Genomic DNA, 22,731 nt, shown 5'->3' with positions numbered 1-22,731 from the left:
ATCCGGGGGTTGCGCGGGGACCCCGGATAAGTAAACATTTACTGCATGTCCGACAGCAGGGTTTCGCTACTGGCCGCGGCGACCGAGGAGTTCGCGGCGCGCGGCTTGCACGGCACGCGGATTCAGGCCATCGTGCAGCGCTCGGGAGTCAACGAGCGGATGATCTACCACCACTTCGGCGGCAAGGAAGGCCTTTACAAGGCCGTGCTGGGAGACGTCTTCGAGCAGCTGGCGCAGTTGTGGCTGCCGATCGTCGAGGCGGCCGGGCAGATGTCGCCGTATGAGGGAATGCGTTCGGCCCTGGCCGGTTACGCCGATCTGTTCATGGCCCGGCCGGCCTGGCTGGGGCTGTTCATGCACGAGTCGATGAACGGCTGGAAGGCGGCGCCGTTGCCGACCACGGAACAGGTAGCGCCCCTGCGTGACCTCTACGAACGCGGCCAGCAAGAGGGTGTCTTCCGCACCGACATACCCATCGAAATCGCCCATGCCACCGCCATTTCCGCGATCTTCGGCCTGACCGCCTTCGCGCCGCGCGGGGCCCAGCTCGGCTTTCCGGGCGCAGGTCTGCGCACCGAGGAGACCGAAGCGGCCGATTCCGGCTTCGCGGTGACGCGGGACCTCATCATCAGTCAACTTCTCGACGGCATGACCGGACCCCGGTCCAGCTGAAATCAATCCCGCTGCGCATCGAGGCGCAGCTCAGGGCAGTGCAGTAAATATTTACCGAGGAAGTAGAGCCATGCCATTTTCGGCCTCCGACACCCAGCGAACCGACCGGATTCCGCGTCCACTGCTACAGCTCGCGCTGGTCGTGCTGCTCGGGGCGGTGATGATGCAGCTGGACGCGACCATGACCAATATCGCGACGAATACCCTGCTGCGCCAATTCGATACGACCCTGAACACCATCCAGTGGGTGGGCACCGGCTACCTGCTCGCCACGGCCATGGTGATCCCGCTGTCCGGCTGGGCGATGGAACGGTTCGGCGCCCGCACCGTCTGGATGACCAGCCTCATCCTGTTCGTCGCCGGATCACTGCTGTGCGGGCTGGCCTGGTCGCCCGGCAGCCTCATCGCGTTCCGGATCGTGCAGGGACTCGGCGGCGGTATGGTGCTGCCGCTCATGATGGCGATCCTCGGGCAGGCAGCCGGGCCGTTGATGGGGCGGTTGATGGCGGTCATCGGGATCCCGACCATGCTCGGGCCGGTACTGGGCCCGGTCCTGGGCGGGATGATCGTCGACAACCTGTCGTGGCGGTGGATCTTCTACATCAACCTGCCCATCTGCCTGATCGCGCTGGTATTCGCGTGGCGAGTGATTCCGGTCGAGCGCGCCTCGGGAGCCGGCGGCCGGCTCGATCTGCTCGGGTTGCTGCTGCTGTCACCCGCGCTCGCGGCGTTGGTCTATGCATTGGCAGAAGCCGGTCAGCGGGGTGGAGTCGGCCACTGGCAGGTGCTGATCCCGCTGGTGGCCGGGGTGGCCATGCTGCTCGGGTTCGCCCTGCACGCATTGCGGAATTCGTTGCCGCTCATCGATATTCGGCTGTTCGCGACGCGTGCGTTCGGTTCGGCCGCGGCGGCGATCTTCGCCTGCGGGATCGTATTGTTCGGTGCGATGGCGCTGCTTCCGCTGTATTACCAGCAGGTTCATGGTGACAGCGCGGCTCGGGCCGGCTTGGCGATGGCGCCCATGGGGATCGGTATGGCGATCTCGTTCGTGCTCATCGGCAAGGTCTCCAGCCGGGTTTCGCCCCGGACCATCGCCTTGGTCGGGATCATCTGTGCCGCGGTGGGATCGGCGTTCTTCACCCGCCTGGGCTCGGATCCGAGTGCGTATCTGCTCGCGGCGGCGCAGGTGGTCAGTGGATTCGGGCTCGGCGGCACCTTGATGCCGATCATGACCGCGGCGCTGGGAGCGATCGACCGGGCGGCGATTCCGCGGGCCAGCACCGCGATCCGGATCGTGCAGCAACTCGGGTTCTCGGTCGGTAGCGCCGTGATGTTCATCGTGCTCCAGCACGAGATCGGGAATGCGACCGCCCACCCGGGGCACGCGATTCCGCACGAGCTGGCGACTGCCTACGGTCAAACCTTCTGGTGGGTACTGGGATTCGCGGTGCTGGCCATCGTGCCGACGCTGTTCCTGCCCGGCCGCGCCGCTACCGCAGCGGAGTCCGAGGTTGCGACCGAATCCGTCCTGGGCTGAGTCGAGACTCAGTTCTTCGGCTCGGTCAGGTCGTAGACCGCGACCGAGCCGATTCGGGTGGCCGCGAAATTCGCGGTCACCCAGTCGGCGATATCGCGGCGTTCGGCGGCGGTCCACGGCTCGGTACGGAGCGGGGCGTCACCGACTCGCCATGTCGGGGGTAGGTGTAGTTCCTGGGCGAGGTAGTAGGTGACGCGGCCGGTGTGCACCAGGTGCTGGAACTGTTCGAGGGTGGGTGCCGGGTCGGTATTGGCGAAGCCGCCGATGGAGATTACCGGAGTGCGGCTGGCCAGCTCGATGGCGGCGGCGACGGACGAACGTTCCACGGCCGCCGACCAATCGGTGGTGGTGCCGGTCAGCATGGTCAGGATGCGTTGATCGGTGAAGGCGCCGCCGTCGGCGAAACTACGCATCTGGGTTCGGATGATGGCGGCGAAGCCGGTCTCCGGGGGCGGGGGCGGGCCCACCACCGGGCTGCGGCCCGAATGCGCCTGGGGGAGTGTGGCGGCGGTGTAGGCGGCCGGACCGCTCAGTGCCGCGATGATTCCGACGATGAGGAGTATCGCGGTGGCGGGGCGGCGAACTATGGCCGGGATCGGCAGGGTGGTCGCCGCGAGGCCGAGCGCCGCGGCGACGGCTGCGATCACCAGTGTCCCGCGCAGTTCGGGGTGCCAGCTGGGATTGCGTTGCAGCACCAGGAAACCCCAGATGCCGGCCGTCGCGATGACAGCGGCGGCGCCCAACCGGCCGAACACCTCGTCGCGGCGGCGCCACAGTTCGTGGCCGCCGATGACGAGCGTCGCGGCGATCGCGGGCGCGATGGTCACCACGTAGTAGGCGTGTTCGAGTGAACCGGCCAGACTGAACGCGAGCCCGACCGTCAGCATCCAGAGACCGAAAATCAGTGCGCCACTGCGGATCGTGTCGGTACGGGGAGCATGCCGGCGCGATACCAGGGTGAGGCCGAAGGCCACCAGGGCGGCCGGGAGCAGCCAGGAGATCTGAAATCCGCTCTCGCCGTGGAACAGTCGCGCCGGGCCGGCGGGTCCGAAGTCATTGAAGCTCTGTACCAGTTGCGGCGGGATCCGATACCCGGGTGGGAGCGAGATGTGCCCGCCGGTATGTCCGCCCGCACCGCGGCCGAGCATCCGGTCGAAGCCGTTGAATCCGAAGACGACGTTCAGCAGTGAATTGTCGGTCGAGCCAGCCAGGTACGGCCGAGACGCGGCCGGCCACAGCATGGTCAGGACCACGTACCAACCCGCCGAGACGATCAGCGCCAGCGTCGCCCACACCAGATGCAGCAAGCGGCTTCGCAATACCACCGGTGCGGCGATCAGGTAGGCCAGCGCGAACGCGGGCAGCACCATGAGTCCTTCGAGCATCTTGGCCAGGAAGGCGAACCCCAGCGCGACGCCGGCAAACATCAGCCACCGCACATTCGCGGTCGGCACGGCACGCACGACGCAGTAGGCGGCGGCCGTCATCAGCAGGACCATGGCGGCATCGGGGTGGTTGTACCGGAACATCAACGCCACCACCGGCGTAACGGCCAGCACCGCACCCGCCAGCAGGCCCGCACCCCGGTTGCCGGCCACGCGCGTGACCGTCGCATACAGCAACGCCACCGCACCGACGGCCATGAGGGCCTGCGGGACCAGCATGCTCGCGCTCCCGAATCCGAAGACCCGGGCCGACATTCCCATCACCCACAGCGACAGTGGCGGCTTGTCGACGGTGATGAAGTTGCCGGGATCGATCGACCCGAACAGCAGCGCCTTCCAGTCCTGCGTACCGGACCAGACGGCGGCCGCATAGAAGTTGTCCGCCATATCGTTGACGCCGATCCGCCACAGGTAGGCGCCCGCGGTGCCCAGCAGCAGGACGGCGAGCGCGACTCGCTCCCGGACGCGGGCGGGGGCCGGGGCGCCGGTCCCGGGCGAATTCGATCGGATCGAATCGGCATCCGGCCCCGGCTTTGTCGCGAGCAATGCTTCCACCCGGCAGAGTCTCGCGAGGCGAGCCGGCCCTCGCAACAGCTACCTCGTGGCATTCACAGGGTCTTAATCGCCGGTTCAGCGCATCGAGGCGCTGTCTCCCGTCATTGAGCCGCAGGCGAGCGCGCGAAGACGGCCGTTTGCCTACTGGCCATGTGGGCGTTACCTATCGAGTCAGGCGACGCCGCCATTGACGCGCAGGACCTGGCCGTTGACCCAGGAGGCGCCGGGATGCAGCAGGTAGGCGACGGCGGCGGCGATCTCGGCATTGCTGCCGAGGCGGTGCAGCGGGGCCAGGGCCGTGAAGCGTTCGAGATCGGCCTCGGTCTTGCCGTCCCGGAACATGGGGGAGTCGATCAGGCCCGGCGCGATGGCATTGACGCGAATCTTCCTGTTGCCGAATTCTTTTGCGGCCACCCGGGTAAGAGTCTCCACGCCGCTCTTGGCGGCGAGGTAGACGCCCAGCCCGGGTGTGGCGGTCTGTACGGCGGTCGAGGAGATGTTCACGATGGCGCCGCCCTCGGCGAGGCGGGTGGCGGCCTCCTGCATGCCGTAGAGGGCGCCGAGCAGGTTCACGCCGAGCAGTTCCTGGATCAGGTGATCGTCGGTGTCGGCGATGGTTCGCACCTTCGAGACGCCCGCATTGCTGACCAGGGCGTAGGCGGGGCCGAATGTTCTTTCGGCGATGTCGAATACGGCTCTGACGTCGGCGCGGACAGTGACATCGGCTTGCACTACGACGGCCTGCCCGCCCGCGCGCTCGATCTCGGCGACCAGATCCAGCGTGGGTTCTTTCCGGGTGCGGTAAGTGAGTACGAGATCGTGGCCGGCGCGGCTCAGGTGACGTGCGATTGCCGCGCCGATGCCGGCGGATGCGCCGGTCACGATTACTGGAGTTGTCATAGCAACCACGCTACGACGAGTGGGTTGCTATAGCAACTAGAATGTTCCGCATGACAGAGCTCAGCGCCGAGGACATGGCGGTGTGGCATGCCTGCAAACTGCTCGGCGACCAGGTGACGCGGCGGGTTTCGGCGGACATCACGGCGGCATCGGGTCTATCCGGTGCGGACTACGGGGTGCTGTCGCGGCTGGCCGATCTGGGAGACGGACGGCTGCGGCAACAGGTATTGACCGATTCGATGCAGCTGCACAAGGGGGCGATGTCGCATCAACTGTCGCGAATGGAGACCAGAGGGCTGATCAGCCGCGAACGCCGTGGGGGCGGTGTCGAAGTGGCACTGACCGCGGCGGGGGTGCAGGCCCTGGCCGGGTTACGGCCGGTGCATGCCACGGCCGTACGCCGGCATCTGCTGGATCGGCTCGCCGCCGAGGATCGAATTGCCCTGCAGCGCATTGCCGTCACCCTGGAGGGGGAGGGACGCCCGAGCGGCGACCCTCCCGCATGAGCGTCATGCCACCGCGACCGTGCGGGCGAGGAATGCCGCCAAGGGGCCGTTGACCTGATCCGGATGGGTCAGCGAAGGGGTGTGGCCCACACCGGGAATCGTGATCAGATCCTGGGTTCCGGGCAGCGCCGCGGCCAGCGCGCGGCCGGCGGCCAACGGGACGGGCTGGTCTTCCTCGCCGTGAATGACGAGGGCGGGTGCGGTGATCTCGCCGATACGGGCCGAGAGGTCGTCCACATTCATGAGGACGTTCACGGCGCCGGACAGCCGCTCACGAGACTGTGTGCGCCACACCGCCTCCCACTGCGGGTGCAGATCCGCCCGGCCCAGCAGCATGGGCAGCAGGATCGGCGCGACGGCTTCCGGGCCTCCGGCGGTGAACAGATCCCGGATCTGGCCCATTTGCGCCATCGCCTCGGCGGGCCATGCGGTGTACGTGGTATCGATCAGCACCAGCGACGAAACCCGTTCCGGCGCAAGCAGGGCCGCGCGCTGGGCGACGAAGCCGCCCTGCGAGTGGCCGACCAGGGTGGCGCGCTCGATGCCCAGGTGATCCAGGAGTCCCAGCAGGTCCTGGGCGGAACGCCAGTAGGTGTACCGGCTACCGTCGTCCTCGGTGCGGCCTTGCAGGCGCGCGTCCCAGGCGATGGTCCGGTAGCCGGTCAGCTGGTCGAGCTGCGGGGCCCACATCTCGCCGTTCATGAGGTTGCCGTGGCTGAATATCACCGCGGGCGCATCCGCACCGGAGTCGAGGTAGTGGATGCGGGCTCCGTCGATTGTTGCGATAGCCATTGCTTTAGCCTTCTCGATATGGTTGGTTTTTCCTACGCGAACAACGATATCGGCGAAATGCCCGGTGGAATCAGGTCGATTCAGGTCTAGCAATGGTCAATAGTGGACAGCGGGAGATACGGGCGGCGCTGTACTCGAGCCCCGCCGACGCTCCCTACGGCGTCGAAGTGATGAGCTTCGCGCACCTGCGGAGCGCCTTCCCCGGGTCGTGGCGCACGAACCCGCAGCGCACGGATTTTCACGTGCTCGGCGTGGTCACCGGAGGCCGTGGCCGGTATACGGCCGACTTCGTCGGCCACCCGCTGACCGTACGCGCTGCGGTGTGGTTACGTCCCGGAGTTGTTCATCAGTGGGACGACCTCGAGGAAGTCGAGGGCGTGCTGGTGTTGTTCCGGCCCGACTTCCTCAGACCCGGTGCGGCCGCCCGCGCGGCCGCCGACGCTTTCGGTCCCGCAGCCTGGGAGGTATCCGACAAGTCGTGGCCGCGTGTGGAATTGGCCTTGAACCATCTGGCCGTCGAATATCGCGACAGCGACGCGGACCGGCCCGCACTGCGCGCCGAACTGCTCCAGCACCTGTTGCAGACAGCGATCCTGCGCACCCTGCCCGAGGCCGAGCCCCCGCACGCGGCCGATGACCTGTTCCCGCAGTTCCGCGCCGTCGTCGAACGCCACTACGCCGCGCATCGCGATGTCGCCTGGTATGCAAAACAACTCGGCTACGCACCCCGGACCCTGTCCCGGGCGAGTCAGGCCGCCACCGGGATCAGCGCCAAACAGTTCATCGACGAACGCGTGGTCCTGGAGGCGAAACGCCTACTCGCACACGCCGACCTGCCGGTGGCCACGATCGCCCACCGCCTCGGCTTCGACGACACCAACTTCACCAAGTTCTTCCGCCGCCACACCACCCTCACCCCCAAGGCATTCCGCGACCGCGTCCGCGCCGGATAGCGTCAGGAGAAGAGCCACCGTGTCGCCCCGTGCGGATCGGTGAGCGCGACACCGGTCGCGGCGCGCGGCGTGAACCGATACAGATTCCAGGGCCCCGGCCCGGCACTCTGCGCGCTGTACGGAGCCGTGACGGCATCCCCGGAACGCTCTGCCGGCCAACCCGATTCGCGATACTTAGCGGTCACCGCGTCGATCACCGCGGGATCGGTATTCCGGCGCGCGTCTCCTTCGAGCACCAGATCCACCTCGAGCAGCCGATACGAGAGCGTGCACCACGGATTCGCCTCCAGATCCCGTGACTTCCGCGTCCCCGGCCCACTCGTGAAGTAGATGGCCCCACCGACCAAAATGCTCCCGATCCCCGCCGAATGCGGCCGCCCATCCTTACCCACGGTGCTCAGAAACTGCGGCGTCTCGGGCAGCCCGATACTCGCTTCGGCAGCCCGGCTGACCCGGCTCCACGTCAGTACATCGGACCCGTAGATATTCAGATCAGTGGCCTTGATCGGCTCGGGAAGCATGAATCCTCCTCGCGTCATGCGCTGGAACCTGTTCGCCTCCGATCCAGCCTAGGCCCGTCCAGCCGCGGCTGGACCGGTTCCGGAGGCGGAAGCCCACCCGCTCTCGTGTTGCACTGCGCGGTGATCCGCGCCGACAGATCCGGCAGGAACGGCTCGAGATATCCGGGAGTCGGGGGGCTCCGGCCACGGACATGACTCGAGGCCCCGGTTTCAGGGCCTCGGAATGAATGTCCGCGCAGCGTGGTGGGCCCGTCAGTGGGGCATTCTCACCGGCTGGCATGCGGATTCGGTCATGGGACGCAGGGTATCTCAGGCTTTGAGGTCGTGGCGAGTGATATAGACGACGTGGAAGGTGATGAGGATGGCGAGGACGACGAGCCATTGGAGGGTGGTGACGAGGGGGATCGAGTCGAGGGGGAGGGTGTAGGCCAGGCTGACGCGGATGATGGTGTCGAGGAGGAAGCCTGCGCCCCAGACGCCGCTCAGCACGCGGAGGTGGTAGCGGAACCGGGAGTCGGTGTCCCAGCGGGCATCCCATTCCCGGTAGCCGGCTTCGCCGATCTTGGCGGTGACGACGGCGCGGGCGGTGATCCGCATGAAGGGCTGCTGGGTGAACACCGAGCCGAGGGCCCAGAGGCCCAGGAAGCCGAAGATCCAGCTGTCGCGGACCATGAGGGTGCGGGGGTCGCCGGTGATCATCGCCATCACAGTGGCGAGCACGATCATCGCCAGGGTGAAAGCGGCGGCCGTGTCGAGGCGGCGGTGGCGTACCGCGTCGTAGATGAGGAACGGGAGGGTGATCAGGGCGGGCGCGATCAGCGCGAGCCAGGGGCCGACGCCCATGCCGCGCAGGACGTAGTAGCCGCCGATCGGGAGGGCGATCTCCAGGATCACTTGGCGCGCAATGTGTCTGCGGAGGCCGGCGCGCTTCTGCTTGGCGGCGGCATCGAGGGTGAGGGTCTGTTCCGAGGTGGCGGCGTGGGTCACGGTCATGCTTCTTTCCGGGTGGCGCGGTCGAAGAGGTCGGCGAGCTCACGGGCGCAGGCCGCCGAGTCGAAGGAAGGGTCGGCGCCGGCGCGGCCGATGGCGGCATCCATGGCGCTGCGGATGGCCATCACCATGACGACAGGGTCGAAGTCGCGGAACACCCCGGCGCGCTGGCCGTCCCGTATACGCTCGACCTGGACATCGGCGCCGGCCTCGAGCTGGTCGATGAGGCCGTACAGATGCGGGTCGTCCTGGCCGGCATTGACACCGATATTCGAGATCGCTCGCATGTGCTTGGGATATTGCTCGGTCAGGGCGAGGTTGGCGGCGAAGTAGGCCCGCAGGCGTTCGCGGTGGCCCTGCACGGGCGCCAGCTCGGCGACGACGAAATCCATTGCGACGCCCATGACATGCTCGACCACCTCGCGCATGAGATCGCCCTTGCCACGGAAGTGGTAGGAGATCATGCCGGTGCTGCTGAGCCCGGCCTGCTTCGCGATCTTCGCGAAGGACGCATTGCGGTAGCCCTGATCGGCGATGACCTCGATGGCGGCATCCACGATCTGAGTCCGGCGCGCGGCTTCGGTGAAGGTCCGCCCCTCGGATTGCTTGCTCAGGCTGGTTCTTGCTTGCATGAGCAAAACTGTAGAGGCATTTGCTCGACTGAGCAAGAGATAGCTCGAACGAGCTGATTGCGGATAAGTAGCCGAATCGGTCGGCTACGCCGCGCGAAATGCCTTGCCGCCGACTCGATCCGGATCGGTGATGTGCGAGAGGAACAGTCGCGCCGTAGGCGTGGGCGTCCGGGTGGTGACGGCATGCCAGGGCCTATTCAATGGCGTGCCCTCGATGGCGAGTACTTCCAGGTGCCGGCTGCGGAGGTCGTGCTCGATGGCATCGCTGTGGATCAGGGTGATGCCCAGCCCCTCACGGGCCGCGGCCAGCGCCGCACCGTGCGTGCCGAGGGTCAGCGTGGGCGGCCGGATCTGCAGGCGATCGAACAACGCCAGTGTCGTATCGCGGGTGCCCGACCCGGTGCCCCGCAGTAGCCACGTCGCCTCGAACGGATCCGACCACACCCCCGGCGCGCCGACGACCACCAGCTGACTCGGACGCCGGGCCCGCGTCACGAGCCCGGCATCCCGCGGCGGCCGGCCCGCGACCACGAGATCCGTTTCGTGATGGGTCAATTCGAGAAACAGCACATCCCGCGGCTGGATGGACAGCCCCAGCTCGATATCCGGGTACCGCTTGCGGAACGAGGCCAGCAGCCGCAGCAGCACGTACTCGCCGGCGGTCGCCACCACGCCGATCCGCAACCGCCCGGTCTCCGCCTCACGCACCGCCGCATGCGCCTCCTTCATCAACCCGAGGATGCTGCGGCAGTAATCCGCGTATACCCGCCCCGCCTCGGTGAGCGCGATACCGCGCCCCGATTTGGCGATCAGCTTGGCGTCCAACTGTTTCTCGATGTGCGCGACCGCGGCGGAGGCGGCGGCCTCGGTGATGTGCAACTGCGCGGCCGCGCGGCGGATGCTGCTGTGCCGGGCCACGGCGAGAAAGGTTTCCATGCGAACCGCGCTCACCGTACCCATCTTCAGACGGTAGCAAACACGACGAAATGGTTGAGCGAGACCAGAAACAATCGAATTGTTTGTCGTTAACGTCTACCGCATCCTGGGAATCGCAAGTGGCCCAACCCGGTTCGCAGGAGGAATGATGGCCGGATCTGTCGATGATCAGCGTGGCCGGTGGGATCCGGGTGTGCAGACCTATGCGTCGATGGGATATTACGCGCCCGATTATCAACCCAAGGACACCGATGTGCTCGCGGTGTTCCGCGTGACGCCACAGCAGGGCGTCGATCCGATCGAGGCGTCCGCGGCGGTGGCGGGCGAATCCTCCACGGCCACTTGGACCGTGGTGTGGACCGATCGGCTCACCGCGCACAACCGCTACCAGGGCAAGTGCTATCGGATCGACGAGGTGCCGGGCCGGCCGGGTGAGTACTTCGCCTACGTCTCCTACGATCTCGATCTCTTCGAGGAGGGCTCGATCACCAATCTCACCTCCTCGGTGATCGGCAATGTATTCGGTTTCAAACCGCTCAAGGCATTGCGACTGGAGGACATGCGGATTCCCGTGGCGTATGTCAAGACCTTTCAGGGTCCGGCGCACGGAATCGTTATGGAACGGGAATACCTGAACAAATACGGTCGCCCGCTACTGGGTGCGACAGTGAAACCCAAACTCGGGTTGTCGGCCCGCAACTACGGCCGCGTGGTGTACGAAGCCTGCAAGGGCGGACTGGATTTCACCAAGGACGACGAGAACATCAACTCGCAGCCGTTCATGCGCTGGCGTGATCGCTACCTCTACGCGATGGAGGGCGTCAACCGCGCCATTGCCGAAACGGGAGAATTGAAGGGTCATTATCTCAATGTCACGGCCGCGGACATGGAAGACATGTACGAGCGCGCGGAGTTCGCGAAGTCACTGGGCAGCTGCATCATCATGATGGACCTGACGGTCGGCTACACCGCCATGCAGTCGATGGCGAAATGGGCGCGCCGCAATGGCATGCTGCTGCATCTGCACCGCGCCGGGCACTCGACCTATACCCGGCAGAAGACGCACGGGGTCAGTTTCCGGGTGCTGGCCAAGTGGTGCCGGCTCATCGGCGTGGATCACGTGCACGCGGGAACCGTCGTCGGCAAGCTGGAAGGCGATCCGCACACCGTCAAGGGCTTCTATGACACGTTGCGCGACAACCACATTCCGATGAATCCGCAGAACGGCATCTTCTTCGACCAGGACTGGGCAAGCCTGCCGGGCGTCATGCCGGTCGCTTCCGGCGGCATCCATGCCGGCCAGATGCACCAATTGCTGGACCTGTTCGGCGACGATGTCATTCTCCAGTTCGGCGGCGGCACCATCGGTCATCCCATGGGGATCGCCGCGGGTGCGGAAGCCAATCGGGTCGCGCTCGAAGCAGTCGTGAAGGCCCGCAACGAGGGTCGCGATCTGCTCAAGGAGGGCCCGGAGGTGCTGCGCAAGGCGGCCGAAGGCTGCCGGTCGCTGGAGTCGGCCCTCGCGGTCTGGGGAGACATCACCTTCGAATACACCTCGACCGATGCCCCCGACGCCATCCCGACCGCGTCGCGCTGAGCGCCCGGAAGACAGGAAACCGCAATGCATCTGCGCCAGGGCACCTTCTCGCACCTGCCGGATCTCACCGACGCCGAGATCGCGGCGCAGGTCCGGTACGCGCTGCTCAACAACTGGCCGGTGTCCATCGAGTACACCGACGATCCGCACCCGCGGAACTCCTACTGGGAGATGTGGGGTATCCCGCTGTTCGATCTCGACGAACCCGACGGCGTACTCGCCGAGATCAATGCCTGCCGGGCCACGTTCCCGCGGCACTACATTCGCGTCAACGCCTACGACGCCTCCTACACCCGGCAGACCACGGCGCTGAGCTTCATCGTGCAGCGCCCGCCGGTGGAGCCCGGCTTCCGCCTCGACCGCACCGAATCCGACGACCGCCGCCAGCACTACGGCTTCCACGCCTACGCGCTCGACGACCGGCCGGGCGAAAGGTACGGCGGCTGAACGGCTTTCGGAGCAGGAGGATATCGTGAGCGCGGAACGTCCCGCGGACGGCCGGGAGCCTGCAACCCGCCGGCCCGCGGGCGGATTCCAGATGCATCGGCCCGGGGCCACGAACTCCGCGCCGCTGCACGGTACGGCCGTCGACGATCCCCGATCGGAGGACGCGACGGCCGGCCAACTACCCGACGACGCGCTGCTGGATCTCTCCACCGATATCGCGGGCAAGGACGTCGAGGACACCCTGGCCCGGCTCGACGCCGAACTGGTCGGGCTGGCCAATGTCAAACGCCGCGTGCGGGAGATCGCCGCACTGCTGCTCATCGATCGCGCCCGGCAGCGCTTCGGGCTGCAGGCCACCCGCCCGACCATGCACATGAGCTTCACCGGCGGCCCCGGCACCGGCAAGACCACCGTCGCCCTGCGCATGGCCGAGATGCTGCACGCGCTCGGCTACATCCGCAAACCCAAGGTGCACGTCGTCACTCGCGACGATCTGGTCGGCCAGTTCATCGGCCACACCGCGCCCAAAACCAAAGAGGCGCTGGCCAAGGCGGCGGGCGGGGTGCTGTTCATCGACGAGGCCTATTACCTGTTCCGCCCGGAGAACGAACGCGACTACGGGCAGGAGGTCATCGAAATCCTGCTGCAGGAGATGGAGAACGAGCGCACCAGCCTGGTCGTCATCTTCGCCGGCTACCCGGACCGCATGGAGACGTTCTTCTCCGCCAATCCCGGCCTGTCCTCGCGCGTCGCGCATCACATCGAATTCCCCGACTACACCCACGCCGAACTCGTGGCCATTGCCGAACTCATGGTGCGCCAGGAGAACTTCCGCTTCGACGAGGACGCCGTGCACGCCTTCTCCGACTATCTGGAACTCCGTATGGCCCGCCCGCGCTTCGCCAATGCCCGCAGCGTCCGCAATGCCCTGGACCGCTGCCGGCTGCGGCAGGCCAAACGACTCGTGGAGCTGCACCGCCCGGTCAGCCGCACGGATCTGATCACGCTGACCGGCGCCGATGTCTACGGCAGCAGCGTGTTCGCGGACGCCCCCGCAGCGGAGGGGGCCTCCCCATGAGGAATTGAGCAGGAGTATGCCCGAAGGATTGAAGACCCTCACTCGCTACACCATCGAGCAGGAGCACCGGCATCCCGGATCGTCCGGCGAGTTCTCGGCGCTGCTCAATGTGCTCGCCACGGCCACCAAGATCATTGCCAATCAGGTCACCCGGGGAGCGATAGTCGGCTCCCTGGGCGCCGCCGATGCGGAGAACCTGCCGGTTACCGTGCACCGCAAGATGGATGCCATCGCCAATGACATCATGGTGGCCGAATCACAGTGGACCGGACCGCTGTCCGCGCTGGTCTCCGAGCAGATGCGCGGCTGCCATCCGGTGCCCAGCGAATACCGGCGCGGCAAGTATCTGCTGGTGTTCGATCCGCTGGACGGGTCCAGCAATATCGATGTGAACCTGCCTGTCGGAACGATTTTCAGCGTGCTGCGCGCGCCGGAGGACGGGCGCGAGGCGGTGAGCGCGGACTTCCTGCAGCCGGGCGTACAGCAGGTGTGCGCGGGGTTCACGCTGTACGGGCCGGCGACCATGCTGGTGCTCACGACCGGCAATGGGGTGGACGGGTTCACGCTGGATCGGGAGGTGGGGGCCTTCGTGCTCACCCATCCGCGCATGCGAATCCCCGAGGACACTTCGGGTTTCGCGATCAACGCGGCCAATGAGCGGTTCTGGGAGCGGCCCGTGCGGCGGTATGTGCAGGAATGCCTGCAGGGTCTGGACGGGCCGCGGGAGCGGGATTTCAATATGCGCTGGGTGGCGTCGCTGGTGGCCGACACCTTCCACATCCTCACGCGCGGCGGGCTTTACATGTATCCGCGCGATACCCGTCATCCGGCGCGGCCGGGGCGGGTGTCGCTGCTGTACGGAGCCAATCCGATCGCCTTCATCGTGGAACAGGCCGGGGGAGCGGCCACCACCGGGCACGAACGCGTCCTCCAAGTGCGGCCGGAGGAGCTGCATCAGCGCATTCCGCTGATCTTCGGCTCGCGCAACGAGGTCGCGCGGATCGAGCGGTATCACCGGGAACCCGAGGAGGGGCCCAGTTTCGATGCCTCGCTCTTCGGGTCGCGGTCACTGTTCCGTTCGGCCCGCGGCTGACAATCCAGGAGGTGCCATGTCGGTCAAACATCCCGTGGTCGCGATCACCGGGTCGTCCGGTGCGGGAACGACCAGCGTCACGCGAACCTTCCAGGAGATATTCCGCCGCGAGGGCATCAATGCGGCCATCGTGGAAGGGGATTCGTTCCATCGCTTCGACCGCAACGAGATGGCGCTGGCCATGGCCGAGGCCGAACAGAGCCGCAATCTGTTCTTCTCGCACTTCGGACCCGAGGCGAACCTGCTCACCGAACTCGAGGCCCTGTTCCGCGATTACGGGGAGACCGGCGTCGGCGCGGTGCGCCGGTACCTGCACGACGACTACGAGGCGAAACCCTATGGCCAGCCACCCGGCACCTTCACCGCCTGGGAAGAACTCGCACCGGGTAGCGACCTGCTCTTCTACGAGGGCCTGCACGGCGCGGCCGTCTCCGAAGGCGTCGACGTGGGCCAGTTCGCGGATCTGCTGGTGGGCGTGGTGCCGATCGTCAACCTGGAGTGGATACAGAAGGTCCACCGCGACAAGAACGAACGCGGCTACTCCAGCGAGGCCATCATCGACACCATCCTGCGCCGCATGCCGGATTACGTGAAGCACATCTGTCCACAGTTCTCCCGGACCTATGTGAACTTCCAGCGTGTACCAACGGTGGACACCTCCAATCCCTTCACCGCGCGCACCATTCCGACCGCCGATGAGAGTTTCGTGGTGATCCGTTTCGCGGATCCGAAGGTGATCGACTTCCCGTATCTGCTGTCGATGCTGCACGACTCGTTCATGTCGCGGCCCAACAGCATCGTGGTGCCCGGCGGAAAGATGGAACTGGCCATGCAACTCATCTTCACGCCGCTGATCCTGCGCCTGATGGACAAGCGGCCGAAGCGCCTCCGTTGAAAGGTAGTACAGGACAAAAGAAACCGGCGGCCGCCAGGGGAGGCGACCGCCGGTTTCGTTTCGTGAAGGTGCGGACTACAGGCCGGACGGCACATCCTTCGCGCGGCTCTTGACCTGGAAGGCGCTGACCACCTCGAAGATTCCGATGGCGATCAACCAGCAGCCGACCACGACCACCAGGGTGGTGATGGAGGCGAAGGGTTCGATGATCAGCAGGCCACCACCGACGATCAGCACGATGCCGAAGAGGATCGCCCAGCCGCGGCCCGAGCCGGGCATTGCGGGTTCCGACATGGCGGCGACCAGGGATGCGGTGCCACGGAAGATCCAGGTGATGCCGATCCACAGTGCCAGCAGGCCGATCGCCTGGAACTCGTTGCGGAAGCAGAAGAAGCCCAGGATGAACGACAGGATGGCGGTGATGAACGTCAGCACCCGCATCCAGGTACTGACGTGCAGACCGAAGGCAGCAATCAACTGGAAAACACCGGAGATGATCAGATAGATGCCGAACAGGACACCGGCGACAACCAGGGTGGGTCCGGGCCAGACCAGAATCAGAATGCCCAGCACCACCGAGAGGAGACCGGTGACCAGGATCGACTGCCATGCGCTTCGGGCCAGAGCATGAACCGGCCCTTCGAAAACCTCTTTGCTGGTAGTCATGTTTTGGAGGATATGCCCAGCTAGTCCGCTTTACGCGCTTATTCGTCCGGTGTGGTGCGCACTTGTGATGCTCGCCGGCTGGTTACGCGCCCGCTTCACCCCGGCGTTTCTCCGTCCAGCGCACATACCGGATATCGGCCCGCCAGGTGTACATGGCCACCAGCGCCGACCCGATCAAGGCGGCGTCGAGCATGAACCGGCCACTCACCGCCAGACTCACCAGACCACCGATCAGCGCACCCAGGGCAAACCCGCCGTACTGCACGGCGTAGCCCAGCCAGTCGTATACCGAGCCCTTGCCGACGAGATGGCGTTCGATGCCCTGTGTCAGCTTGACCAGGGTGCCGGTCACATAACTGACGGGGATGGACACCTCGCCGTTCTTGACGAAAGAGGTATTCAGCGAGCCCATTCCGAAGGCGACGAACTGAATCGGCAGCAGGCCGATACCGGTCTGGGTGCTCTCCTGGATGTAATCACTGACGCAGGCCGCCAGCAGGGCGAGGGTGGTCAGCATGGTCGCGCCGTGCGGGTGATTGCTCCACCAGAAGCGACGGCACACCGAAGCCACGAACACGCCCAGTACGAAGCTGCCGATGATGTAAGCGGCGCCGCGCGCGATCGTGGAGTCGCCGACGAAGGTGCCGATCACCGCGCGTTCGGTATTGCCGGTCATGAAGGTGACGAAGTAACCGGCGGAGTGGGCATAGGCGGCGGCGCCGACGAAGCCGGCGAGCGTGGACAGTACTACGGACAGGCGCATATCCAGATTCCAGAACGGTTCCCGGGCAGCGCTCTTGGGCGAAGTCACAAGGCAACACGCTAGCAACCATTCCTGAAGGAAACCGGGTGCGAATCCTGAGGGAAACCTGACCGGAAATCACCGGGCTGACCGGCGCGGGACGGTGCGGTACAGTGCGAATGTTAACCGGAATTCTCGTCTGGTCCGGTCCGCGTGAACAAGGAGAAGCCATGACCTCCGCCGTCATCGTCGACGTCGTCCGCACCCCGTCGGGTAAAGGCAAACCCGGTGGTGGACTGTCCGAAGTGCATCCGGCCACCCTGCTCTCCGGGGTCCTTGAAGCACTGGTCGAACGCACTGGAATCGACCCCGCACTGGTGGACGATGTGATCGGCGGTTGTGTCACGCAGAGCGGCGAGCAGGCCTTCAATATCTCGCGCACCGCGGTGCTGGCGGCCGGCTTCCCGGAAGCGGTGCCCGCCACCACGGTGGACCGGCAGTGCGGATCGTCTCAGCAGGCCGCGCATTTCGCCGCCCAGGGCGTCATCGCCGGGGCCTACGACATCGCCATCGCATGCGGCGTGGAATCCATGTCGCGGGTGCCGATGTTCTCGAATGCCCAGGGCAAGGACGCCAATCGGGGCCCGATCGCGCACCGCTACCCGAACGGTCTTGTGCAGCAGGGCATTGCCGCCGAGGTCATCGCGGCACGCTGGAAGTTCGACCGCGCCGCACTGGACGAATTCGCCGCCCGCTCGCACCGGCTCGCGGCCGAAACCGCTGCGGCCGGGGGATTCGAGGACGAAATCGTGGCCGCCGGAACCCTGGCCGCCGACGAGACCATCCGGCCCACCACGACGGTCGAAGGACTCGCGGGGCTGAAGCCCGCCTTCGCCGACGCGGAATTCAAGGCCCGCTTCCCGGAGATCGAATGGTCGATCACGCCCGGCAATTCCTCGCCGCTCACCGACGGCGCTTCGGCGGCGCTCATCATGAGTGCGGAGAAGGCCGCGCAACTGGGGCTGCGGCCGCGGGCGCGCTTTCATTCCTTCGCGGTCACCGGTGACGATCCGCTGCTCATGCTCACCGCGGTGATCCCCGCCACCCGCAAGGTGCTCGGCCGGGCCGGGCTGTCCATCAACGAGATCGACGCCTACGAGGTCAATGAAGCCTTCGCGCCGGTGCCGCTGGTGTGGGCGCACGAGGTGGGAGCCGATGTGGCCAAACTGAACCCGCGCGGCGGGGCGATCGCGCTCGGGCACCCGCTGGGCGCGTCGGGGACCCGCATCCTGACGACACTGGTGAACCACCTCGAACAGAGCGGCGGGCGCTACGGACTGATGACCATGTGCGAGGCCGGCGGACTCGCCAACGCCACGATCATCGAACGCCTCTGAACCGGCGCACGACACCGGCCGGGACGGAAGTGATTGTCGGTGCCGGCTCGTAGGGTGGTGCGGGTGCAGGTCAGCTGGGATCAGGTGTTCGCGTGGCGGATGCGACGGCAGTTCGTCGATCCGCGTGGTGAAATGGATGCCGCCGGGGTGGCGCGGCGCCTGTGCGGGGTGCAGGCGCAGGTGACCTCGTCGGCGGAAACCGCTGTCGCGCTACGGCGTTCGGCAGGGCTGCCGGGCGCACTGGTGGAGGCGCTGGCGGCACGGACGCTAATCAAGACCTGGGCCATGCGCGGGACCCTGCACGCTCTGACACCCGACCTCGCCCCGGCGGCGCTGTCTCTCATGGGTTCGACACGGACCTGGGAGAAAGCCATCTGGCAGCGCAACTTCGGGGCCTCGCCGCAGGACATCGCGGCAATGGTGGATGCCGTCGGGGATATCCTCTCCGATCGGATTCTCACCCGCGAGGAGCTGGTCACCGCGCTGCTCGCGCAGCAGCGTTTCCACCCGCTCGAGGAGCAGCTCCGATCCGGCTGGGGTGCGGTACTGAAGCCGCTGGCCTGGCAGGGTGCGCTCTGCCACGGGCCCGCCGACGGCAACACCGTCACCTTCACCAATCCTGCTCATCTGCTGCCCGATTGGCCGGGCATTCCGGACCCGGACACGGCGGCGCCCGTGCTCATCGACGCCTATCTCGGCGCATACGGGCCTGCCGCACCCGAGACCTTCGACGCCTGGCTCACCCGTGGACAGCTGCGCAAAACCACTGTGCGCAAATGGTTCTCGGAACTCGACGACAGCCTGACCGCGGTCGATGTCGAAGGCCGCACCGGATACATCCGCACCGAGGACGCCGATGACCTGGCCGCCACCGAGCCGTCGTCCTCGGTCCATCTGCTGGGCCCGTTCGATCAGTACGTGCTGGGTCCGGGGACCGCGGATACCGTCCTGCTGCCCGGTGACCATCGGGCCAAGGTCAGTCGCGCCGCCGGCTGGATCTCGCCGCTCGTCCTGGTGGACGGTCGGATTGCGGGCACCTGGGAAGCCACCGGCGATACCGTGGCCGTCTCCATGTTCGACAATGCGCCGGCGCCCCTCGCCGAGTTGAAAGCCGAAGCCGAGCACCTGGCGCGTGCGCTGGGCCGACCGGACCTGTCCATCACCGCCGCGTAGTACCCGCATCCGCCCTGAGAAGGGTTTCCGCCCAGGGTTTCTCAGGGCTGCGCTCAGGGATCGGCCCGGATGTCGGCGGCGGTGCCAGTGCCTACGGTCGGATCATGCGAATCCTGCCGACAGTGACCGTGCTCGCAGTACTGGCCGTCGCGGGGTGTTCCACCGTGCACGACAGCTCACCGAAGTCCGTGTCGAGCACCCCGGTCGCGGTGTCTTCCACAAGAGTTCAGCAGGTCCGGGACGATATCGACGGCCTCACCCGGTCCGGCATGACGGGCGTGATCGCGACGCTCACCGAGAACGGCCAGACGGTCACGCTCGCTTCGGGCCTCGCGGATTCGAGCAAGAACGTGCCGATGCCGATCACCCCGCCGGAGCAGGTGCGCATCGGCAGCATCTCGAAAACCTTTGCCGCCTCGATCATTCTGCAGCTGGTGAACGAGGGCAAGATCAAGCTCGACGACTCCGTCGACACCTATCTGCCCGGACTGTTGAACGGCAACGGCGTCGACGGCCGCGCCATCACCGTCCGCGAGATCCTCCAGCATCGCAGCGGACTGCCCGAACTGACCGACTTCCCCGAGATCGACGAGTACAAGGCCGCGGTCACCGGCCGCAGCTTCACTCCCGCCGAGGAGGTCGCGATAGCCCTGCGGCATCCGGCCCAGTTCCCGCCCGGCTCGCGGTTCAAGTACACCAACACCAACTACATCGTCGCGGGCATGATCGTCGAAAAGGTCACCGGCCGGCCCTATTCCGACGAACTCCAGGGCCGCATCATCACCCCCAACCAGCTGTCCGGCACGTACCTGCCCAATACCCGCGAACTCGACATCCGCGGTCCGCACCCCGAGGGCTATGCCGTCATCGACGGCACCCGCACCGATGTCACTCGCCAGGAACCCTCCGTGGCCTGGACCGCCGGCGCCATGGTCTCCACCGGCTCCGACCTCAACCGCTTCTTCCTCGCCCTGCTGGCCGGCCACATCGTGGCACAGGCACAACTGGACGAAATGCTCGCCACCCAGGACGCACCGGGCATTCCCATGCAGTACGGCCTGGGAATCGGGGCCATCGACCTGGGCTGCGGGGCAAAGTATTTCGGTCACACCGGCGGAATCGCGGGCTTCGTCACCATCTCCGGCGCCTCCGACCAGGGCCGGGCCGTCACCGTCGCCATGACGGGCCCCTTCGACAAGGAGCCCGACTACCTGACCCTGGTGAAGCACGCCTTGTGCCCGTAGCGGTTCAGCGGCCGTGGTGGAGTTCCATTGCCAGGGTCAGCAGTTCGGGCAGGTGCGGGCCGTCGCTGGCGGAGATGCGAACGGCCTCGGCAGCCGGAAAGGCCCGGACTTCCAGGATCTGTTCGGCATCATCGGGATTCGTGGGGGCGCCGGTCAGGACCACGTCGGCGGTGGACCAGAGCCATGCCTTGTGGGGATGCGGCTGCCAGGGGCGGTAGGGGAGCGGGCGGTCCGTGGTGGCGTAGTGGGCGCCGATCCAGTGGATCGGGCCCGCCAGTTCCGCACCGGCCTCTTCGTAGAGTTCACGAACAACGCAGTCGTGCACGGATTCCGCTTCCTCACGGGTGCCGCCGGGCAGCAGCCAGACGTCACGATCATCGCGGCACAAGACGATTCGGTCGCCGACGAAACAGATGACGTGGACGTTGGTGACCAGCTCGTCCGGCGGTAGGTCGGTGGAGAACCGAACGTCGAGGCCGCCCCACTCCCAGCGAGCGGGAGTGTGCAGGACGGGGTAGCGATCAGCGATTGTCATGAGCCGACCGTACGTTCTGGAACCCGTGTCAGTACTGTGCCCTCATGGCCATCGTCATCAACTACAGCGTTGAGATCGAGGCACCTGCCGAGCTGGTCTGGCAGGTGCTCACCGATGTGGACAACTACGGGGAGTGGAACCCCTTCGTTCCCGAGTGCAAGACCACCCTGGAGCCGGGTTCCCCGATCGATATGCAGGTGCGGCTGGGCGGGCCCAAGCCGCGGGCCCAGCAGGAATTCATCCGGACCCACACGCCCGGAAAGGAATTCAGCTACGCCATGAAGCCGATGCCGCTCGGACTGCTGCGCAGCGAGCGCTCGCACACCGTCACGCCGCTCGGCGACGGTCGCGCCCGCTACGACTCGCACTTCCAGCTCGAAGGTCCGTTGAGCCCGGTTGTCGGCGGCCTCATGGGCACGGCACTCCGCAAGGGCTTCCAGGGCATGACCGACGGGGTCAAGCAACGTTCCGAAAGCCTTGCGACCGTAGAGGATTAGGACCCGACGCCGCCTGCTCCGGCGTCAGGGCTTGGGCTGCGCAGCCGCCGGATCCTGGCAATAGGCCGTCGGCGTGGTGCACGGCGACAGAATGGTCGAAAAGTACTGGAACGCGGACCATGCCAGGACCGGTCCGCCCACCAGCATCAGACCGCCGATCGCACCGATCGGGCCGAGAGTTCCCATGCCCACCAGGCAGCCGATCGCGGCGCCGGGCAGCAACCCCGCCAGCAGTGTGGCGAAAGCGGCGGATGTGGCGCCGACAGCCGCACCGAGCAGACAACCCGCTCCGCCGCCGATGATCGCGCCCAGCACCGCGCTGGTGACGCTGCCGACGGTGTCGCGCTGCGAGAGCACCAGCAGCGCCTGCTGATCGCGCTGGTCGAAGGCTTCGGCGACCGAATTCAGCTGCGTGGCGGGCACCATATCCGATGGCCGCGCCGGGTCGGAGACCGCGACGCCGGCGCTGCGCCCGGGGGTGAGGGTGGCCGTATCACCGTCGATGTGCACTGCGATCGGGTAAGCGGTGGCATCCATTCGGTACGCGAGCGGAATGGCCGCGGCGATATTGCCGTCGGCGTCCTCGATGACCAGCTGATTACTCACGGTGGTCAAGTGCGCGCCGGGCGCGGTCAGCACCGCGGAGTCGCCGGACCGGCTCACTGTGTAGTGGATCGCCGCCTGATCGGGGGCTCAGGGGTAGCACCCGCCGATCCGGCGCCCAACCCGACAGCGGCGATGACCGGCAACGTGACCGCGGTGAGAGTCCGCATGCTCATGTGGTGACCTTCCGTGTATCCAACCGACCGCCAGGGAGCTGAGTCGGTGACACGTATGGTCCACATCACACCCGAATTGGATTGAAGCCTGCAGCAAAGACGAAATCCCCGCGCTTGATACGCAGGAATCGTTCACACTCTTGACGACG

24 protein-coding genes are annotated in these 22,731 nt (G+C 66.4%); 13 read left to right on the top strand and 11 right to left on the bottom strand.

Annotation, left to right across the window (positions count from 1 at the left end):
- Nucleotides 1-45 precede the first annotated feature (45 nt).
- Together ACIP5Y_RS20870 and ACIP5Y_RS20865 are read left to right on the top strand one after the other, a co-directional pair.
- Nucleotides 46-672 (top strand): TetR/AcrR family transcriptional regulator, encoded by a 627-nt coding sequence (locus ACIP5Y_RS20870; RefSeq protein WP_400351902.1) that lies wholly within the window; start codon nucleotides 46-48, stop codon nucleotides 670-672.
- A 70-nt stretch (nucleotides 673-742) separates the two neighbouring features.
- Nucleotides 743-2,209: an MDR family MFS transporter gene (locus tag ACIP5Y_RS20865; RefSeq protein WP_400351901.1), complete on the top strand. Its 1,467-nt coding sequence runs from the start codon at nucleotides 743-745 to the stop codon at nucleotides 2,207-2,209.
- 8 nt (nucleotides 2,210-2,217) lie between these two features.
- Here the strand turns inward: ACIP5Y_RS20865 and ACIP5Y_RS20860 are convergent, their stop codons facing one another.
- The gene (locus ACIP5Y_RS20860) at nucleotides 2,218-4,209 is read right to left on the bottom strand and encodes an ArnT family glycosyltransferase (RefSeq protein ID WP_400351900.1); all 1,992 of its coding nucleotides are present in this window, start codon (nucleotides 4,207-4,209) and stop codon (nucleotides 2,218-2,220) included.
- A gap of 171 nt (nucleotides 4,210-4,380) precedes the next feature.
- Entirely contained in the window at nucleotides 4,381-5,109 is a 729-nt protein-coding gene (locus ACIP5Y_RS20855) for an SDR family oxidoreductase (protein ID WP_400351899.1), read from the bottom strand.
- A gap of 50 nt (nucleotides 5,110-5,159) precedes the next feature.
- Here ACIP5Y_RS20855 and ACIP5Y_RS20850 point away from each other — a divergent pair, with 50 nt between their 5' ends.
- Nucleotides 5,160-5,615 (top strand): MarR family winged helix-turn-helix transcriptional regulator, encoded by a 456-nt coding sequence (locus tag ACIP5Y_RS20850; RefSeq protein WP_400351898.1) that lies wholly within the window; start codon nucleotides 5,160-5,162, stop codon nucleotides 5,613-5,615.
- A gap of 3 nt (nucleotides 5,616-5,618) precedes the next feature.
- Here the strand turns inward: ACIP5Y_RS20850 and ACIP5Y_RS20845 are convergent, their stop codons facing one another.
- Complete coding sequence (locus tag ACIP5Y_RS20845; protein ID WP_400351897.1) at nucleotides 5,619-6,407, bottom strand: alpha/beta fold hydrolase; 789 nt, start codon at nucleotides 6,405-6,407, stop codon at nucleotides 5,619-5,621.
- Nucleotides 6,408-6,499: 92 nt separating this feature from the next.
- On the opposite strand from ACIP5Y_RS20845, the gene ACIP5Y_RS20840 reads away from it, so the two are divergent.
- Nucleotides 6,500-7,360 (top strand): helix-turn-helix domain-containing protein, encoded by an 861-nt coding sequence (locus ACIP5Y_RS20840; protein WP_400351896.1) that lies wholly within the window; start codon nucleotides 6,500-6,502, stop codon nucleotides 7,358-7,360.
- A 2-nt stretch (nucleotides 7,361-7,362) separates the two neighbouring features.
- Here the strand turns inward: ACIP5Y_RS20840 and ACIP5Y_RS20835 are convergent, their stop codons facing one another.
- From ACIP5Y_RS20835 to ACIP5Y_RS20820, 4 genes are all read right to left on the bottom strand, one after another.
- Nucleotides 7,363-7,881 (bottom strand): pyridoxamine 5'-phosphate oxidase family protein, encoded by a 519-nt coding sequence (locus ACIP5Y_RS20835; RefSeq protein ID WP_400351895.1) that lies wholly within the window; start codon nucleotides 7,879-7,881, stop codon nucleotides 7,363-7,365.
- A gap of 309 nt (nucleotides 7,882-8,190) precedes the next feature.
- Complete coding sequence (locus ACIP5Y_RS20830) at nucleotides 8,191-8,874, bottom strand: VC0807 family protein (RefSeq protein ID WP_400351894.1); 684 nt, start codon at nucleotides 8,872-8,874, stop codon at nucleotides 8,191-8,193.
- Nucleotides 8,871-9,503, bottom strand: a complete 633-nt coding sequence (locus ACIP5Y_RS20825) for a TetR family transcriptional regulator (protein WP_400351893.1) — start codon at nucleotides 9,501-9,503, stop codon at nucleotides 8,871-8,873. The genes ACIP5Y_RS20830 and ACIP5Y_RS20825 overlap by 4 nt, the downstream gene beginning before the upstream one ends.
- 84 nt (nucleotides 9,504-9,587) lie before the next feature.
- Entirely contained in the window at nucleotides 9,588-10,463 is an 876-nt protein-coding gene (locus ACIP5Y_RS20820) for a LysR family transcriptional regulator (RefSeq protein ID WP_400351892.1), read from the bottom strand.
- Between the two features lie 124 nt (nucleotides 10,464-10,587).
- Between ACIP5Y_RS20820 and ACIP5Y_RS20815 the strand changes: the two genes are divergently transcribed.
- Genes ACIP5Y_RS20815 through ACIP5Y_RS20795 form a run of 5 tightly spaced genes read left to right on the top strand, consistent with a single transcriptional unit; the run spans nucleotide 10,588 to nucleotide 15,549 of the window.
- Complete coding sequence (locus ACIP5Y_RS20815) at nucleotides 10,588-12,036, top strand: form I ribulose bisphosphate carboxylase large subunit (protein WP_400351891.1); 1,449 nt, start codon at nucleotides 10,588-10,590, stop codon at nucleotides 12,034-12,036.
- 24 nt (nucleotides 12,037-12,060) lie between these two features.
- A complete protein-coding gene (locus ACIP5Y_RS20810) occupies nucleotides 12,061-12,483 on the top strand; it encodes a ribulose bisphosphate carboxylase small subunit (protein ID WP_400351890.1) in 423 nt (140 codons plus the stop codon).
- 25 nt (nucleotides 12,484-12,508) lie between these two features.
- On the top strand, nucleotides 12,509-13,561 hold the full coding sequence (locus ACIP5Y_RS20805) for an AAA family ATPase (RefSeq protein ID WP_400351889.1): 1,053 nt from the start codon (nucleotides 12,509-12,511) through the stop codon (nucleotides 13,559-13,561).
- A gap of 16 nt (nucleotides 13,562-13,577) precedes the next feature.
- Complete coding sequence (locus ACIP5Y_RS20800; RefSeq protein WP_400351888.1) at nucleotides 13,578-14,654, top strand: class 1 fructose-bisphosphatase; 1,077 nt, start codon at nucleotides 13,578-13,580, stop codon at nucleotides 14,652-14,654.
- 16 nt (nucleotides 14,655-14,670) lie between these two features.
- Nucleotides 14,671-15,549, top strand: a complete 879-nt coding sequence (locus tag ACIP5Y_RS20795; RefSeq protein WP_400351887.1) for a phosphoribulokinase — start codon at nucleotides 14,671-14,673, stop codon at nucleotides 15,547-15,549.
- Between the two features lie 75 nt (nucleotides 15,550-15,624).
- On the opposite strand, the gene ACIP5Y_RS20790 is transcribed toward ACIP5Y_RS20795, so the two are convergent.
- Together ACIP5Y_RS20790 and ACIP5Y_RS20785 are read right to left on the bottom strand one after the other, a co-directional pair.
- Entirely contained in the window at nucleotides 15,625-16,215 is a 591-nt protein-coding gene (locus ACIP5Y_RS20790; protein WP_400351886.1) for an HdeD family acid-resistance protein, read from the bottom strand.
- Nucleotides 16,216-16,297: 82 nt separating this feature from the next.
- Nucleotides 16,298-16,978, bottom strand: coding sequence for a YoaK family protein (locus ACIP5Y_RS20785; RefSeq protein ID WP_400353831.1), 681 nt, complete (start codon nucleotides 16,976-16,978; stop codon nucleotides 16,298-16,300).
- A gap of 209 nt (nucleotides 16,979-17,187) precedes the next feature.
- On the opposite strand from ACIP5Y_RS20785, the gene ACIP5Y_RS20780 reads away from it, so the two are divergent.
- From ACIP5Y_RS20780 to ACIP5Y_RS20770, 3 genes are all read left to right on the top strand, one after another.
- On the top strand, nucleotides 17,188-18,354 hold the full coding sequence (locus tag ACIP5Y_RS20780) for a thiolase family protein (RefSeq protein WP_400351885.1): 1,167 nt from the start codon (nucleotides 17,188-17,190) through the stop codon (nucleotides 18,352-18,354).
- A gap of 63 nt (nucleotides 18,355-18,417) precedes the next feature.
- Nucleotides 18,418-19,527 (top strand): winged helix DNA-binding domain-containing protein, encoded by a 1,110-nt coding sequence (locus ACIP5Y_RS20775; protein WP_400351884.1) that lies wholly within the window; start codon nucleotides 18,418-18,420, stop codon nucleotides 19,525-19,527.
- A gap of 104 nt (nucleotides 19,528-19,631) precedes the next feature.
- Nucleotides 19,632-20,771, top strand: coding sequence for a serine hydrolase domain-containing protein (locus tag ACIP5Y_RS20770; protein WP_400351883.1), 1,140 nt, complete (start codon nucleotides 19,632-19,634; stop codon nucleotides 20,769-20,771).
- Between the two features lie 4 nt (nucleotides 20,772-20,775).
- Here the strand turns inward: ACIP5Y_RS20770 and ACIP5Y_RS20765 are convergent, their stop codons facing one another.
- Nucleotides 20,776-21,306, bottom strand: a complete 531-nt coding sequence (locus ACIP5Y_RS20765) for an NUDIX domain-containing protein (RefSeq protein WP_400351882.1) — start codon at nucleotides 21,304-21,306, stop codon at nucleotides 20,776-20,778.
- A gap of 44 nt (nucleotides 21,307-21,350) precedes the next feature.
- Here ACIP5Y_RS20765 and ACIP5Y_RS20760 point away from each other — a divergent pair, with 44 nt between their 5' ends.
- Nucleotides 21,351-21,803: an SRPBCC family protein gene (locus tag ACIP5Y_RS20760; protein ID WP_400351881.1), complete on the top strand. Its 453-nt coding sequence runs from the start codon at nucleotides 21,351-21,353 to the stop codon at nucleotides 21,801-21,803.
- Nucleotides 21,804-21,827: 24 nt separating this feature from the next.
- Here ACIP5Y_RS20760 and ACIP5Y_RS20755 read toward each other — a convergent pair whose 3' ends face one another.
- Entirely contained in the window at nucleotides 21,828-22,466 is a 639-nt protein-coding gene (locus ACIP5Y_RS20755) for a hypothetical protein (RefSeq protein WP_400351880.1), read from the bottom strand.
- Nucleotides 22,467-22,731: the final 265 nt, after the last annotated feature.

Source organism: Nocardia sp. NPDC088792 (assembly GCF_044750615.1).
Lineage (GTDB): Bacteria > Actinomycetota > Actinomycetes > Mycobacteriales > Mycobacteriaceae > Nocardia.
The sequence above is the reverse complement of the archived record's forward strand: the minus strand, read 5'-3'. Positions and strand labels throughout refer to the sequence as shown.